Source organism: Paenibacillus sp. FW104-T2 (genome assembly GCF_058789975.1).
The window spans coordinates 1-14269 of sequence record NZ_JBYTCE010000034.1 but is presented as its reverse complement, the minus strand read 5'-3'; the positions used below and the strand labels follow the sequence as shown (position 1 = coordinate 14269).

Genomic DNA, 14269 nt, shown 5'->3' with positions numbered 1-14269 from the left:
CAACATTTTTCCTTCCTCTTAGCGGAATAAACGGATTTAGAGATGGCATTAGATGTCGGATAATTAAATTGTCTGTTTGGATATCGTCCGGAAATATTCTATAACTACCTCACGGAATTCGTGAGCCGCTCGCGAAATGTACCGACTCCTCTGCCATAACAAAGCGATCTCCCTTACCAATTCATGATTTTCTACTTTGAGATATTTGATATGTGCCCCAGAATACCTCGCCGTACTTGGTATAAAGGCTATGCCAATCCCAGCTTCCACTAGAGAACTTAGCCTTGCAGGTTCATCACCTTCATACACATATGTAGGTATAAATCCAGCCGATTTGCATATAGAATCCACCAGATCGCGAGTACCGTAGCCTCTTTTTACACCAACAAAACATTCATCCCTTAGCTCAGTCAAAGATATGTTGTTTCGGTCAGCAAGCCGATGCCCTTTGGGAACAGCTACAAGAATCGGGTCGACAAACATGATTTGACATTCGATGTCTTCCCCTCGTATAGGAGGTGAGGACAAGCAAAAATCAACCTCTCCTCTATGAAGAAGCGTAACCATTTCCTGCGTGGTGAGCATTTGCACATGAAATTGGATATCAGGTCGCTTGTTCCGAAACTCTCGAAGGATCTGAGGCAATGTGCTTGCGGTAGTCACCGCCAATTCGAGTGTGCCATGTTCTGGGCTGGACAAATCGCTAATCTCCTGCTTCCCCTGTTCCAATTCAAACAACGCCCTTTCTGCACGGAGATAGAATCTGCTACCAAACTCATTCAATCGCAGTTTCCTCCCTACTCGATCGAATAACGGGACTCCCAAATCCTCCTCCAAGCGCCCAATCGTTTTGCTTAGTGATGATTGGGTGACGTGCAGACTTCGTGCTGCTTCGGTCATATGTTCCAAACGAGCTACCTCTAGAAAATATTTCAGTTGAAGAAGTTCCATTTTACACCCTCCACTCATTCCCTTGAGTCAATGAAATCATAACATAAAATGCATTGGAATAAATAAATGATTTCAAGTACGATGATGACACTAAGATACAGAGTGGGGGATTAAAATGAGTATTCGCAGTAGGTGGTTGATGATTTCCGTTGGACTAGGGATTCTATTGAACCCTTTGAATTCTTCAATGGTTTCAGTTGCTATTCCAAGGCTGCAAAATGTGTTCCATCTCGACTTTACAGTGGTCTCCTGGATTATTTTTTCGTTCTACATTGCGAGTGCTATCGCTCAACCGATTATGGGAAAAGCCAGCGATTTATTCGGTAGAAGGAGGATATTTCTTAGCGGACTTGTTGTATCCTTCGCTGCATCATTATTAGCTCCACTATCCCCAAACTTTGGATGGCTCATCGTGTTCCGCATTGTGCAATCCATCGGAACAAGCATGATGGTTGCGGTTGGAATGGCCATTGTGCGAATTCATATTACGGAGAAACAAGCAACTGCACTGTCAATGTTGTCCATATTTCTGTCCGGAGCGGCAGCGATTGGCCCCTTTATTGGCGGGGTCATCATTCACTGGTGGGGCTGGCCTGCTATCTTTTGGGTTAATATTCCTTTCGTCGTGACAAGCTTTTTATTAGCATGGAGGCATATTCCTAAGGATGATCCGTCTACCACATCAGTTGCACGCAACATGTCCTTTCGCAAATGGTTTGATTTGATTGATGCATCAGGAATTCTGCTATTTACCGTGGGTCTCGTAGCTCTGCTCGTTGGACTATTGTCCGCAAAATCATCTGGTCAGATTTCATTTAACAACGTTATTGTCGGGCTGATTGGCTTCGTTGGACTGGGAGCTTTCGTGCGACATGAGCTAAAAGCGAAGGCACCCTTTATTCCTTTACGCACATTCGCTAAATATCCTGCAATGACTTGGATCAATGTCGAATTCATGGTCGTTAACTTGCTTTTTTACTCTCTCTTTTTTGGGCTTCCATCCTACTTGCAAATCGTACGTCATGTCAGCGAGTTCGATACAGGGATGCTCATGCTAAGCTTAGGCTTGTGCTCGCTCGTTGCTTCCCCAATGGCAGGACGATGGATCGATAAATCAGGACCCGGGCCAGCATTGCTTATGTCCGGAATACTAATGACATTTGGGTCCGTGTGGATCGTGACACTGGATCAGACTTCACCGGTTATTAGTGTATGTCTTGCTTTAGCTGCATTCGGTATTAGCAACGGGTTGAACAGTGTAGCTATGCAAGCGGCCTTATTCAAAAGCTCACCAAAAGAAATTATTGGTGTAGCATCTGGAATATTCAATACCTCAAGATACCTGGGAACCATTCTCTCTTCTTTACTGATTAGCATTGTAATGGGAGATCACTTCAGCTTCGAAGGATTTCGAGTACTTGGGATGATCCTCACGTTAATTGCATTGTCATTGGTATTCATAAATTGGCGGCACAAGGAGACAGGGCAGTTGCATGACTCCTAGTTATCTCACAGATGTAAATTATCCTTTGTTACTCAACAGAAAGCGGCAGCTGATTGTGAAAATCAGCTACCGTAATTTCTTGTTGAATTAACGTTTCTCGTTGGTATAATGACGGCAGCAGCAGGGTAATCTTATCATCTGTTCATCTATTCTTAAGTTCCGAAAAAATAGGCGGTTCATATGACCGACCGACTCCTACACGACATTGAAGTAAAGTTCTCCCGTTAGTTGAATGAATTGAAGGGCAAGATACGATTAGATATACGCCTAACTGGCAATGGGACCATGTTCTAGTCTCTCGATATCCGCTGTCTATTCTTCAATGGAGATTTTTCAATACCACGACAATATTACAACAAAAAACCGTTAATATTAAACTTAACGGTTTTAAAAAATTCGATATGTTTTCATATGAATCAACTATTTTTTGAGATTTCAGTCGATGTAATTTATTTGCTTATTGATAACTATACTTGAGAGCTATTTTGGGAACGATTGATATCTCATCTCAATGATTTTCTTTAAGAGAGGAACACTGATCTCCTCACTTCTCTTCCCTGCTATTTTCCATAAGCGCAAAGAAAGACGCGTACGCCTTCTGTGATGATACGTTTGGTTTGCTCCTCCTCCAAATCGCTTGCTTTTATCGGTTGATCAAATACCAACAAAAACGTTAAGGCAGCAAAGTGCTTTGTAGCCATTACAGGATCTGGCACAGCGAGCAGTCCGGCTTGTCCAAACTCGGTAAACCTCCTGATAATCCCCTCTTCCGTTGCGTTATCCAGCTTTTCTAAAAACGAGCCTGGTAGATTGGCGGCTTCCATAGTAACCAGACGCATCAAAGCGCTGTAATCGGACGAACCGTTCGCAGAAGCTACGAATTGTTCGCAGAATAAGATGAGGGCCTGCTCCAGATCCTCGAATTCCAAGAGGTAGTCTGATATCCCTTGCTTGATCATGTCCAGAACCGCCTCACTGGTTTCTTCCACAACAGCAAGCAGCAAGTTCTGTTTGTCCCCATAATAATCATAAACGGTCCGTTTGGAAACTCCCGCTTTAGCTGCGACTGCATCGACGCTGGAGCGATCAAAACCATCTGAAAGAAACAGGTCTCGTGCTGCCGCAATAATTTTGGCTCGTTTGTCTAAGGAGCCTTTGCGGATTTTTTTGTTTACCGTATTATCCATCCTTATGTTTCCCCCCTATAGGTATACTATCAAAAATGAGTTCCACTTTACAAACTACACTGCACGGTGTAGTATAATCAATGCATCATATCAATATTAATGATCAAGGAGGAATTTATCCATGGAAACCGCTCAGTCTTTTGTTGATGTTCTCATTGTCGGGGCCGGACCAACAGGGCTTACACTTGCCTGCGACCTTGCCCGTCGAAACGTCGACCATCGTATTATTGAACGAAGCGCCTTATATAACGTAGCGTCTCGCGCCAAAGCAATCCAGCCCCGCTCGCTTGAGGTTGTTGATGATTTGGAGGCCGTTCGTTACATTATGGACACAGGTGTTGTGGATTTGCCTGTTCGTTACTATACCGAAGATGGCAGGAGTGTCGATAAGCCTGCTATTACCGTTCCAGCCAGCGCCGAACTGGAGACACCCTATCGTGATCCGGTCTGGATTGCTCAGTATGATGTGGAAAAAGCATTGCGCGACCGCTATGTAGCGCTTGGCGGTCAAGTCGAGTTGGACGTGGAAGCTGTAGGGCTCGAACAGGACTTGGATGGTGTGACGGTAACCTTGAATACACCGCAAGGAGAAGAGCAAATTCGCGCTCGTTATGTCGTCGGCGCTGACGGGGGCAAAAGCAATATCCGCAAGTTTATTCACTTACCGCTGGTTGGGGAAACACACGATGATGAGCGATGGTATCTTGGCGATGTACGATTGGAAGGGTTGGATCGCGATCATATTCATATCTGGACATCTTCGGAAGGGATGGTCGGGGTGACACCACTGCCGAAATCCGATATTTGGCAGCTGCAAGCTACAATTCCGGCAGATATCGAAGAACCAGAGCAGCCGTCACTCGAGGCGTATCAAGCCATGTTTGACCGCAGGGCCGGGGCAGGAGTTGTTCGGCTCACGGATGCTTCCTGGCTTTCTATCTACCGGGTCAACGTCCGTATGGTTGAATGTTACCGCAACGGCCGGGTCTTCCTTGCCGGCGATGCTGCTCATGTTCATTCGCCGGCCGGCGGTCAAGGCATGAATACGGGGATGCAGGACGCGTACAACCTCGGCTGGAAGCTGGCGGCTGTCATACGCGGAGCAGACACCGACCTGCTCGACACATACGATGAGGAGCGCCGCCCAGTTGCTCAAGCCGTGCTTGAGGACAGCACGAAGAAGATGCAAGGGGTCATAGGAACGGCGACTGAAGGCGGAGGGTTGTCCCAATCGTTGAGCACCATATCCGACGATCTGACAAGTGGGCTTCTCATTTCCTATCGATCAAGTTCTCTTACCCGCCCGTCTGCTCGCAGGAATGTTACCCGTTCATTGGCCGGGGACCGTGCTCCTAATGCCGAGGGTCTGCAAGGTATAGGATTTGCAGGAAGTGTATTTGACTTATTGCGCGGCCCACACTGGACTCTTTTGGCTTTTGTAAACCGCACAGATCATCTTTCTTTGAAAGACTTCGCCTACGACGAACTCCATGTGCATTGCATCCTTCCATCGCATGTGGAAAAAGTGGAAGGTATAACGGATACCGGAGGGAATGCCTATCGGATTTACGATGTAAAAAGTAATGAACTCGTATTGATTCGTCCTGACGGTTACATCGCACTGCGGGCCTACAATCATGATACCGCATCGATTTCGAATTACTTGAATTCCATTTATCGCGCAAATTGATTTGGTCAAGGCCAGTGGAATTCTTTTCAACATCTCATATGGCTATCGGCTCTTATATTCTTTAAATTTAGGTTATGGAAGGACTGTTACTATGGAAGATATTATTCGAACCGTTAACTTGACCAAGCAGTACGGGAATAAAGTCATTGTAGATCGCGTTTCGATTTCCGTTAAGAAGGGAGAAATCTATGGATTCCTGGGATTGAACGGTGCAGGGAAAACGACAACCATCCGGGCTCTTCTCGGAATGAGTAAGCCTTCTTCCGGAGAAGTGTATTTGTTTGGTCAGCGCTGGGCGAATGGGAATCCTGATTTGTCAAGACGAGTAGGTTATATGGTGGAAGTTCCTTATGCCTACCCTACCTTTACGGTTAGGGAAAACTTGAGTTTAATGGCCAAAATGCGAGGATTATCGGTTCCGAGGGCAGTTAACGAAATTATGGAGCAATTGAATTTGACCCAATATACGCATAGTAAGGCAAGAGATTTGTCACTTGGTAACGCGCAGAAACTTGGGTTGGCCAAAGCGTTAATTCATAAGCCTGACGTCCTGATTCTTGATGAGCCAACCAATGCGCTTGATCCAGCCGGAATTGTCGAGATAAGGGAGCTGCTGAAAGCTCTAGCTTCTCAACAAGGGGTTACCGTGTTTATATCGAGCCATATCCTTGAGGAAATATCCAAAATGGCTTCTCGAATCGGCATTATTCACAAAGGCGTATTGCTTGAAGAACTGACAACAAAAGACTTTGAAACCATCCGCCGAAAGCAGTTGATAATCGGGACAAAAGATGATCGAAAGGCTCAAGCTATTCTTACAGAGTCCGGGTATGCGGTACATTCGACTTCGAACGGCTTTGCGCTACCGGACGATCATGCCGTTAAACATCCCGAACATATCGCGAGATTGCTTGCTCATCATGAAGTACCGCTTACCATGCTTAACATTGAAGAAGAGAATTTGGAGCATTATTTTCTCAATGTAATCGGAGCCGAGGAGGATAAACGGATTGAGACCATTGTTGACAGCCTGTAGTGTTGAAGTTTACAAATTGCGTCGTTCCTATGTTTTATGGGGCACGCTTCTGTTTATATTGTTTGTCACCACATTGTTCTTAGGACAGCCCAATTGGCGTTCATTTTTTGAACGGACTGCATTTTTGTATGCATCTGTGTTTGGGCTGCTGGGGTTTGGATTGGTAACAAGTTGGACATTTGGCCGAGAGTATTCCGATCGGACGCTCAAGGATTTGCTCGTTTTGCCTGTATCACGTGGTAAAATCGCGATTGCCAAGTATGTTGCAATTATATTCTGGTGTTTAGTAATGATGTTGATCAGCTTTGCTTATGCCTTAATACTTGGTTTTGCAATCAGACTTCCTGGCTTTTCGTTTGCAATTGTTCAACATTATTTGTTCTTAATACTTATAATTGGTGCTCTCCACCTATTATTAAGTGCTCCTCTTGCCCTATTGGCTTGTATATCACGCGGTTATCTGGTACCGATCGGCTTTGCATTTACAACTTTAATGTTGGCATTAGTGTTCGGCCCAACCGCCCTTGGAGCTTATCTGCCATGGTCTGTACCTGCTTTGCATTTGCAGGAAAGCGGAGTATCTTTATTTCCCTTGTTGGGTACCAGTTATTTACTTGTTTTCTTAGTCGGAATCCTAGGTCTCATTGGAACGGTTAAATGGTTACAAAACAGGGAGCAGTGATGATTTTACAAGGAAGACTTCTGCGTAAAATCCATTTGGAAAAAGATGATGCACGAACAAAGTAATATAGCCTTTACGCAGAATCTTCTTTCCGGACGCTGGAAGTATTTTATATTATGGTATCTAAAAAATGAAACACGTCGTTATTCGGACATCAAAAAATTTCTTGGCGATCTCTCTCAGGGCTCGCTTACCAAGCAACTTAAGGAATTAGAGAATGATGGCGTTATTCAACGTGATGTTTATCCGGAAGTTCCTCCACGAGTCGAGTACTCTTTGACAGAAAAGGGAATGAAGTTACTTCCAATCCTTGAAAAGATGGAGGACTTCGGTAAAGAATTCGGTGAAAACAGGTAATTTGAATGGACGTTCCCTCAATTACTACGCTAAACTGCCCGTTACCTGAACAAAAGCAGCTGGTCGCTTTGATCAACTGCTTTCTTTATATCATTGAGTTATCGTTTCCCATTAGCTTAACGTGCTATAGTAATTCTTTAAATACATATCAACCTGAGGTGACTTTCTAGTTTTTATCATCGTACAACGAACGTAAGCAAATCAAAAAAAAACCGCCAGTAAAGCTGGCGGGAAAACTAAGAAGTGAACTCTTAAACTAAGAAAGCCTTGGAGATAATGACCAATAAAATAAACAGTACGAGTATTGCACCGATGGACGTAAAGCCACCATATCCTCCACTTACTCCTCCTACATTATCATTACCATATCCAACTTCACTCATGCTTCCATCCCCCTCTTTGTGGTATGGGATAGATTATTCAGGTATATCCATTTTGACAAGGCTTTATTAAAAAAAGGCCACCAACCAACAGGCAAGTCTGCTTCAATCAACTATGAATGGGAGTCTTCTTAATCATAGCTGCAAACATAGTAGATTGTTCTTCAAGCTGACCATCCCTTCCGATCACTCTGCAGTTATTTGCTGGCAAACACCCTTCATCCTTCAGCATGTATCTGAGCTCTGTAGCATTGGAAGGCTCAACCATATGGTCGACAGGTCCTCCCTCCATTCAATTTCAGCGTCTGCGTCAGCATTTGGTCAGCTAAAAGGATATCGAAACAGCGGCATTGTAGGACACAAGGCCCTAGAATGCCGCTGTACGTTCCCCGTTCGTATATCAATACATCATCTCTGCAGCACAGAGGTGTTAATGTACAATGAGAACTGGGCAAATGGATAGCTGTGAAACCTTGTGGCTGACACTTCCAAGCATTATTTCTTTTATCCCGCTTAGTCCTCGGCTTCCAATAATAATGAGTTGCTGCTCAGTATCCCTTGCATATTTTAATATTTCATGTGCAGGGTTTCCCTTAAGATGAACTGTTTTCGGATTAATCCCCGCAAATTCTAATTTGGATTTGGCTTGTTGTAATTGTTCCAAGCTCGCCTTCTCCATTTCGTTCAATATTTCTTCCAAGAAATTCTCTGGTACATATGTCATGCCATTCGATACATATTCCTGGCTGACATTAATCAAGGTAACTTGAGTTGGTTTGTTTCGGGCTATTTCAACGGTTGCATCGAGGATTTTGTTTGTTATTTGATCTTGATCAATGGCCACCATAATGTTCTCAAACATTTTTATCGTCCTTTCCGTGCAGCTCGTAGCTATATCGGTTACCTACAAAACGATTTCTTGCTGCTCCTATACCAACTAAAAAGAGTAAGACCGAAGCACCAAGTAGAATGATAAGTGGCAGTTTCCAGCTATTTGTCGCATCATGCAGATATCCTATAAGTGCAGGACCGACTGCGGCAAGAAGATATCCGATCGATTGCGCCATGCCTGACAGTTCAGCTGCTTGATGTGCATTTTCGGTACGTAATCCAAAAAACATCATGGACAAACTAAAGGCGAAGCCTCCCCCAATTCCAAGTATTATGATCCACAACAATATGATATCGGAACTCCCATAAAGAAGTCCGAGCGTTCCCGTCAAAAGCAAAGTGGTTGTGATGACCACTAACAAACGTTGGCTAGACATTCGCCCAGCAATAACGGGAACAACAAATGTAAATGGAAGCATGGCTAACTGCATGATCGAGAGGTACCATCCTGATTGGTTGGAGTCAATTCCTTGTTGCTTTAAAATTTCGGGTAACCATGCGATCAACACATAGAAAACCATAGATTGTATACCCATAAATAAGGTTACTTGCCAGGCAAGAGGGGAACGCCAAACATTCACATCCTTGCTGTCCCTGTGTTGGCTCGTCGTGGCTGTTTGCCTCGTTTGATTTTTTAATTGCGGTAACCAACAAAGGATCGATACGAAGCTTAGAATCCCCCATATTCCTAGCGCTCCCTGCCATTTTAGACCTGCGTTCACGGCTAGCGGTACACTTATTCCTGATGCGATTGCTCCACTTAAACTCATTGAAATAGAGTAAAGACCTGTCATGGAACCCATTTTATTTGGGAAATCCCTTTTGATAATACTGGGCAATAATACATTACATACGGCAATTGCCAACCCAAGAATTGCAGTCCCGATATACAGATTAGCTGCGCCAGATAAAGAACGTATTACAATACCAACAGTCAGAAATATGAGTGCAATCAAAATGATGCGTTCAACCCCATACATTCGTGCTAATTTGGGTACTAGAGGCGATAATAAAGCAAAGGCAAGTAAGGGTAGCGTTGTTATGAGGCCGGCTAATGTATTTGAAATTTGAACGTCATCCCTTATAAGACTCACCAAAGGCCCAACTGAGGTTAAGGGAGTACGTAAATTAGCTGCAATCACAATAATGCCGAGAATGATAAACCCTATAGAAGATGGTACGGCTTTTTTATTTTGTTGGTTCGGCATTCTTCAATTCTCCTTTCTGAATTCATACGTATGGTTTGTTTCCTGCTAATTGAAAAAAGAGGCAATAACATCCGCGCGGACACCAAAAGTATATTATAATACATTAATATTTACAATAAGTATTATATAATATATTTTAAATTGTTTAAAAACAAAAATACAACTCTGAATTCCCGTCATGGAATTCGGAGTTGTATAATAAGTAGAATTTTGATTTTTAGAAACCATACTTTAAGGAGATATGGAGCACTGTTTCGCTATTCGTATGATTGGTATAAGCGTGAGGACAATCTGCACGAAAACTGATCGTATCATATTGATTCAATGTGTGAATCTCTTCATTGACTTGAATTTCAATGGAACCCGTCATTACTGTTGCAATTTCAGTTGTGTTCACATGATGACCTTCAGGGTGATACGAGCTATTCGGCTGCAAGTAAGCCCGACACATTTCAATACCGTTGCTTTTAAAGACGGGTTCAATGATCCAATTTTTTTGATCATTAGAAAATCGCAGTCCTTCGCCTGCTCGATACAAACTAACAGGGTCTTCTGATTTGAACAAAGCCAATAGCGGTAAAGATATGCCTTTTGATATTTTCCATATAATCGCCAACGTTGGATTGGTCTCGCCACGTTCGATATTCCCCAGTGTAAGTTTGCTTACGCCCGTTAATTCCGCTAAGTCATCCAAGCTCATATTTTTTTCTTTTCTGTACTTCTTCAAGGCACCGCCCAATTGTAATACCATTTGTTTTGATTCATTGACTTCATCCATTGAATATTCACCTCAACAATAAAACTGTTATAGCTAGTATATTGTTTATCTGAATTCTTTTCCAGACTTCCCTCACGTTCTAAGGAATAGTTGTTGCTGGATCGCAGGAATCATCAATATGAAAAAACTCCCCTCACTGTATCAGGAAGGATTATTTCACCTGTCTACTGTATGGGGAGAATACAAATTACGGGAATAGACTCTTAATGTTGTAATAACAATTGGCTCAATGTGACTGGAAAAGTTATCCGTATTGTTAAGCTAGGTACACTTTCATATCAGGCTTTACTGTGAAGGGTAACTAAGTAACCGTCTGGGTCTGCAAATGTAAAGGTTCGCCCAAATGGTCCATCGATTGGTGCAGATGTGATCTTTACGCCTGCTGCAACTAGCTTGTCGTGGATTTCTTGCGTATCTGGGGCTTGAAGCCACAGAGCGACACCAAGTCCAGGCTGACTACCTGAACCGAGCTCTACTCCTGGCATTAAGTCACGAAAGGCAAATGCAATAGGCTTAGTTTCAAAGACTACCGCATGAGGTGGTCCTGCCTGTGAGCGAACCAGTCCAAGATATTTTTGATAGAATTCTGCAGAGCTTTCAAGATTACTCACTTGAAGTGAAATGAAGTCGGGTCCAATTGCTGACATAATGTTTATGTCCTCCTTTGTTATTAGGGGTTGTTATGTTATTTGTTGTAATTTTATTTCTCAATGGTAAGAGATCTCTACTCTTAACTCGCTCTCTCGTGGATCATTCGCCATCGCCCTGAAAAAGCGTAGGTCATCCTCCCTCTGTTCACCCTTCATTTATTATAAAGTCATGTAAATAACCTCTCTCTCACTTTGTATGTCTCGATTATATAAACCCGTTACTGCCAACAGTATGTCAGTAGCACTTTTCAGTTTTTGATTTCTTTTCTTTCTTACCTGGTTTTGGTAAGCTTCAGGTTGACGGACACGAAAAGGCACAAGTTCTTCTTGTCCTTGTTACGGAACACGAACTTGTACCGATTGCTGTTTAGTGACTGATGAACGTTAATTCAAGTCTGAAGCTTTATCCATGTTTTTAATAATACCGGGCTTTTCCCTTTTCAATCAGGATGATGCTGACTTGGCGGCTTCTGCTTTGCGTAAATATGCCCCCGTTATCGAATGCTCACAAGCTGAAAGCTGGACAGGAGTACCTTCAAATACAATTTGGCCACCCCGGTAGCCGCCCTCTGGACCCATGTCAATAATCCAATCCGCGCTTTTGATCACATCCAGGTTGTGCTCGATAACCACCAGCGTGTTACCCCCGTCTACCAAGCGGTTCATTATGTCCATCAGACGGGAAATATCGGACATATGCAGTCCGGTTGTCGGTTCATCCATTACGTAAAGACTGCCTTCCTTGTGAAGTTCTCCGGCCAGTTTAATGCGCTGGCATTCACCGCCCGATAAAGTGTTCAGAGGCTGGCCCAGTGTCAAGTATCCGAGTCCCACCTCCTCCAATGTCTGCAATTGACGAAGCAGCTCCTTCCTGCTGAAGAACTCCGAAGCTTCCCGTACTGTCATTTCAAGGACATCGCTGATGGATTTTCCGTTCAGTTCATACTGCAGCACTTCATTGTTAAACCGCTTGCCCTCACAAACTTCACATGTCGTCCTTACCGGCTCGAGAAAGGCCAAATCCGTGTAGATCATCCCTAGACCCTGACAATTGGAACAGGCTCCCTTGGAGTTGAAGCTGAATAAGGATGCGCTTACCTTGTTAGCTGCTGCGAACAGCCGCCGAATCTCATCCATCATACCTGTGTAGGTAGCCGGATTGGAGCGGACGGAAGTTCCCACAGCCGTCTGATCAACGACAATCGCTTCCGGATACGTTTGCAGGAAGGCTCCGTTAATCAGCGTACTTTTACCTGAGCCCGCTACTCCAGAAACCACCGTTAGCACACCAACGGGTATATCAATCGTAACATCCCTCAGATTGTGCAGGCTGACACCAGCTACTGTCATTTTGCCCTTCGGCACCCTAGTTGTTGTTTTTAAGGGCAGATTTTGCTTCAAGCACCTTCCTGTCAATGTATCCGAGCGCAGCAAGCCTACAAAGTCTCCTTTGTAGACGATCTCCCCGCCGCGGGTTCCCGCATAAGGTCCGACATCGATGATGCAATCGGCGATCTCCATGACTTCGCGGTCATGTTCAACGACAAGTACGGTATTCCCTTTGTCCCGTAGCTGGCGCAGCATGCCGTTCAAACGATGGACATCTCGGGGGTGCAGTCCGACGCTCGGTTCATCGAAAATGTAGATCATGTCAGTTAGACTACTGCTCAGATGACGGACCATTTTGATGCGCTGTGACTCCCCGCCCGACAAAGTCGCTGTCTGTCGGTCAAGACTAAGATAGTCCAGCCCAATATCGACCAGATGGTTCAGCCGTGTCAGAATTCCGTCTATTATCGGGCTAGCAACGGGGTCTCGAACGATCTCGATCATCCGAATAAGATCCCCTATCTCCATCGCCGCGCATTGTGCAATGTTGTACCCGTTGATTCGGCAGCTTAATGCCGCTTGATTAAGCCGACTTCCCCTGCAAAGGTTACATTCGCTATAGGATAGAAATTGGTCAAGAGTTTCGCGTTTAGCATCTGACATTTCACTGTTATCCCGCTTTAAATACAGGCGGGTGAGCTTGGGTAGCAGACCTTCATAATCCGATTCAATGTCGCCGCCTTTGGTGCGGTATACGATCTTGCTTTCTTTGCCATGGAGGAGGGTATCCCATTCTGCCAGCGTATACTCAGCAAGCTGCTTGTTGTTGTCGAACAAACCAGAATGGACATACGTATTCAAGTACCAGCTCCCCACTTTAAATACAGGGAACAGGATCGCGCCTTCATTCAGCGACTTGGACCTGTCCAACAGCTTGTCAACATCGAACTGTACAACCTGCCCGACTCCGGAGCATTCCGGACACATACCGGCCGGGTCGTTAAACGAAAAAACATGAGAATTGCCGGCAAAGGGCTTACCAATTCTGGAGAACAGCAGCCGGAGCATCGCATAAATATCGGTTATCGTGCCGACCGTCGAACGGGAGCTGCCACCAAACCTTTTCTGATCGATGACAATCGCTGTAGACAGGTTCTCGATCCGATCGGTGTCCGGCTGACTGAACCGGGGCAGCCGATTGCGGATGAATGCAGAAAACGTCTCATTAAGCTGCCGCTGAGCTTCGGCGCTGATGGTGTCAAAGACCAGAGAGGATTTGCCAGAACCCGAAACACCAGTGAAGACCGTGATTTTTCGTTTCGGGATGCGTACACTCACGTTTTTCAGGTTATTTTCGCGTGCTCCTTCAATGATGATTTCATTGACGTTCATAGCCTCACCTCGGATTTAATTTTCATCTAAATGATAAATTAGTTGTACAACACCCGAAGAGAACGTTCTTGTATTCACCATTTTTAAATTCAACCTCTGTTTTATATCAACAAACAGTGGTTTTCCTTCTCCCAAAACAACAGGGTGGACTGATAATCTAAATTCATCAACAAGCCCTAAATTGATAAAAGTTGTAATAAGACTTGCTCCACCATATAGCCAGATATCTTTACC

General features: G+C 44.3%; 14 protein-coding genes. 5 read left to right on the top strand and 9 right to left on the bottom strand.

The genetic code is table 11. The annotated features are described in order from the left end of the window. Nucleotides 1-63: 63 nt before the first annotated feature. Nucleotides 64-951, bottom strand: a complete 888-nt coding sequence (locus tag AC3WQ3_RS27435; RefSeq protein WP_336781602.1) for a LysR family transcriptional regulator — start codon at nucleotides 949-951, stop codon at nucleotides 64-66. Between the two features lie 115 nt (nucleotides 952-1066). Between AC3WQ3_RS27435 and AC3WQ3_RS27430 the strand changes: the two genes are divergently transcribed. Then, nucleotides 1067-2455: an MFS transporter gene (locus AC3WQ3_RS27430; RefSeq protein WP_492474224.1), complete on the top strand. Its 1389-nt coding sequence runs from the start codon at nucleotides 1067-1069 to the stop codon at nucleotides 2453-2455. A gap of 560 nt (nucleotides 2456-3015) precedes the next feature. Here AC3WQ3_RS27430 and AC3WQ3_RS27425 read toward each other — a convergent pair. Continuing rightward, on the bottom strand, nucleotides 3016-3642 hold the full coding sequence (locus AC3WQ3_RS27425) for a TetR/AcrR family transcriptional regulator (RefSeq protein ID WP_492474223.1): 627 nt from the start codon (nucleotides 3640-3642) through the stop codon (nucleotides 3016-3018). 121 nt (nucleotides 3643-3763) lie between these two features. Here AC3WQ3_RS27425 and AC3WQ3_RS27420 point away from each other — a divergent pair, with 121 nt between their 5' ends. The 4 genes from AC3WQ3_RS27420 (at nucleotide 3764) to AC3WQ3_RS27405 (ending at nucleotide 7407) form a co-directional block, all read left to right on the top strand. After that, nucleotides 3764-5332, top strand: coding sequence for an FAD-dependent monooxygenase (locus AC3WQ3_RS27420; protein WP_492474222.1), 1569 nt, complete (start codon nucleotides 3764-3766; stop codon nucleotides 5330-5332). A gap of 91 nt (nucleotides 5333-5423) precedes the next feature. Then, nucleotides 5424-6368 (top strand): ABC transporter ATP-binding protein, encoded by a 945-nt coding sequence (locus tag AC3WQ3_RS27415; RefSeq protein WP_492474221.1) that lies wholly within the window; start codon nucleotides 5424-5426, stop codon nucleotides 6366-6368. Next, nucleotides 6343-7050, top strand: coding sequence for an ABC transporter permease (locus AC3WQ3_RS27410; protein WP_492474220.1), 708 nt, complete (start codon nucleotides 6343-6345; stop codon nucleotides 7048-7050). Before AC3WQ3_RS27415 ends, AC3WQ3_RS27410 begins: the two co-directional genes overlap by 26 nt. Before the next feature lie 48 nt (nucleotides 7051-7098). Continuing rightward, on the top strand, nucleotides 7099-7407 hold the full coding sequence (locus AC3WQ3_RS27405) for a winged helix-turn-helix transcriptional regulator (protein WP_492474219.1): 309 nt from the start codon (nucleotides 7099-7101) through the stop codon (nucleotides 7405-7407). 251 nt (nucleotides 7408-7658) lie between these two features. On the opposite strand, the gene AC3WQ3_RS27400 is transcribed toward AC3WQ3_RS27405, so the two are convergent. The 7 genes from AC3WQ3_RS27400 to AC3WQ3_RS27370 all read right to left on the bottom strand — a co-directional run. Further along, on the bottom strand, nucleotides 7659-7790 hold the full coding sequence (locus AC3WQ3_RS27400; RefSeq protein WP_127537104.1) for a sporulation protein YjcZ: 132 nt from the start codon (nucleotides 7788-7790) through the stop codon (nucleotides 7659-7661). Nucleotides 7791-8217: 427 nt separating this feature from the next. Then, nucleotides 8218-8649 (bottom strand): universal stress protein, encoded by a 432-nt coding sequence (locus AC3WQ3_RS27395; protein WP_492474218.1) that lies wholly within the window; start codon nucleotides 8647-8649, stop codon nucleotides 8218-8220. After that, nucleotides 8642-9886 carry a CynX/NimT family MFS transporter gene (locus tag AC3WQ3_RS27390; protein WP_492474217.1) on the bottom strand — a complete coding sequence of 415 codons (1245 nt, stop codon included), beginning with the start codon at nucleotides 9884-9886 and terminating at the stop codon, nucleotides 8642-8644. The genes AC3WQ3_RS27395 and AC3WQ3_RS27390 overlap by 8 nt, the downstream gene beginning before the upstream one ends. 217 nt (nucleotides 9887-10103) lie before the next feature. Continuing rightward, nucleotides 10104-10664 carry a helix-turn-helix domain-containing protein gene (locus AC3WQ3_RS27385; protein WP_492474216.1) on the bottom strand — a complete coding sequence of 187 codons (561 nt, stop codon included), beginning with the start codon at nucleotides 10662-10664 and terminating at the stop codon, nucleotides 10104-10106. Nucleotides 10665-10942: 278 nt separating this feature from the next. Next, entirely contained in the window at nucleotides 10943-11311 is a 369-nt protein-coding gene (locus tag AC3WQ3_RS27380; protein ID WP_492474215.1) for a VOC family protein, read from the bottom strand. A 447-nt stretch (nucleotides 11312-11758) separates the two neighbouring features. After that, nucleotides 11759-14035, bottom strand: coding sequence for an ATP-binding cassette domain-containing protein (locus tag AC3WQ3_RS27375; RefSeq protein ID WP_492474214.1), 2277 nt, complete (start codon nucleotides 14033-14035; stop codon nucleotides 11759-11761). Between the two features lie 15 nt (nucleotides 14036-14050). Beyond that, the coding region (locus tag AC3WQ3_RS27370) for a dihydrofolate reductase family protein (protein ID WP_492474213.1) at nucleotides 14051-14269 on the bottom strand (219 nt) is incomplete at its 5' end.

Coding starts and splice junctions, on each gene's coding strand:
- AC3WQ3_RS27435 (WP_336781602.1), bottom strand. CDS start 951: ATGGAACTTCTTCAACTGAAATATTTTCTAGAGGTAGCTCGTTTGGAA.
- AC3WQ3_RS27430 (WP_492474224.1), top strand. CDS start 1,067: ATGAGTATTCGCAGTAGGTGGTTGATGATTTCCGTTGGACTAGGGATT.
- AC3WQ3_RS27425 (WP_492474223.1), bottom strand. CDS start 3,642: ATGGATAATACGGTAAACAAAAAAATCCGCAAAGGCTCCTTAGACAAA.
- AC3WQ3_RS27420 (WP_492474222.1), top strand. CDS start 3,764: ATGGAAACCGCTCAGTCTTTTGTTGATGTTCTCATTGTCGGGGCCGGA.
- AC3WQ3_RS27415 (WP_492474221.1), top strand. CDS start 5,424: ATGGAAGATATTATTCGAACCGTTAACTTGACCAAGCAGTACGGGAAT.
- AC3WQ3_RS27405 (WP_492474219.1), top strand. CDS start 7,099: ATGCACGAACAAAGTAATATAGCCTTTACGCAGAATCTTCTTTCCGGA.
- AC3WQ3_RS27400 (WP_127537104.1), bottom strand. CDS start 7,790: ATGAGTGAAGTTGGATATGGTAATGATAATGTAGGAGGAGTAAGTGGA.
- AC3WQ3_RS27395 (WP_492474218.1), bottom strand. CDS start 8,649: ATGTTTGAGAACATTATGGTGGCCATTGATCAAGATCAAATAACAAAC.
- AC3WQ3_RS27390 (WP_492474217.1), bottom strand. CDS start 9,886: ATGCCGAACCAACAAAATAAAAAAGCCGTACCATCTTCTATAGGGTTT.
- AC3WQ3_RS27385 (WP_492474216.1), bottom strand. CDS start 10,664: ATGGATGAAGTCAATGAATCAAAACAAATGGTATTACAATTGGGCGGT.
- AC3WQ3_RS27380 (WP_492474215.1), bottom strand. CDS start 11,311: ATGTCAGCAATTGGACCCGACTTCATTTCACTTCAAGTGAGTAATCTT.
- AC3WQ3_RS27375 (WP_492474214.1), bottom strand. CDS start 14,035: ATGAACGTCAATGAAATCATCATTGAAGGAGCACGCGAAAATAACCTG.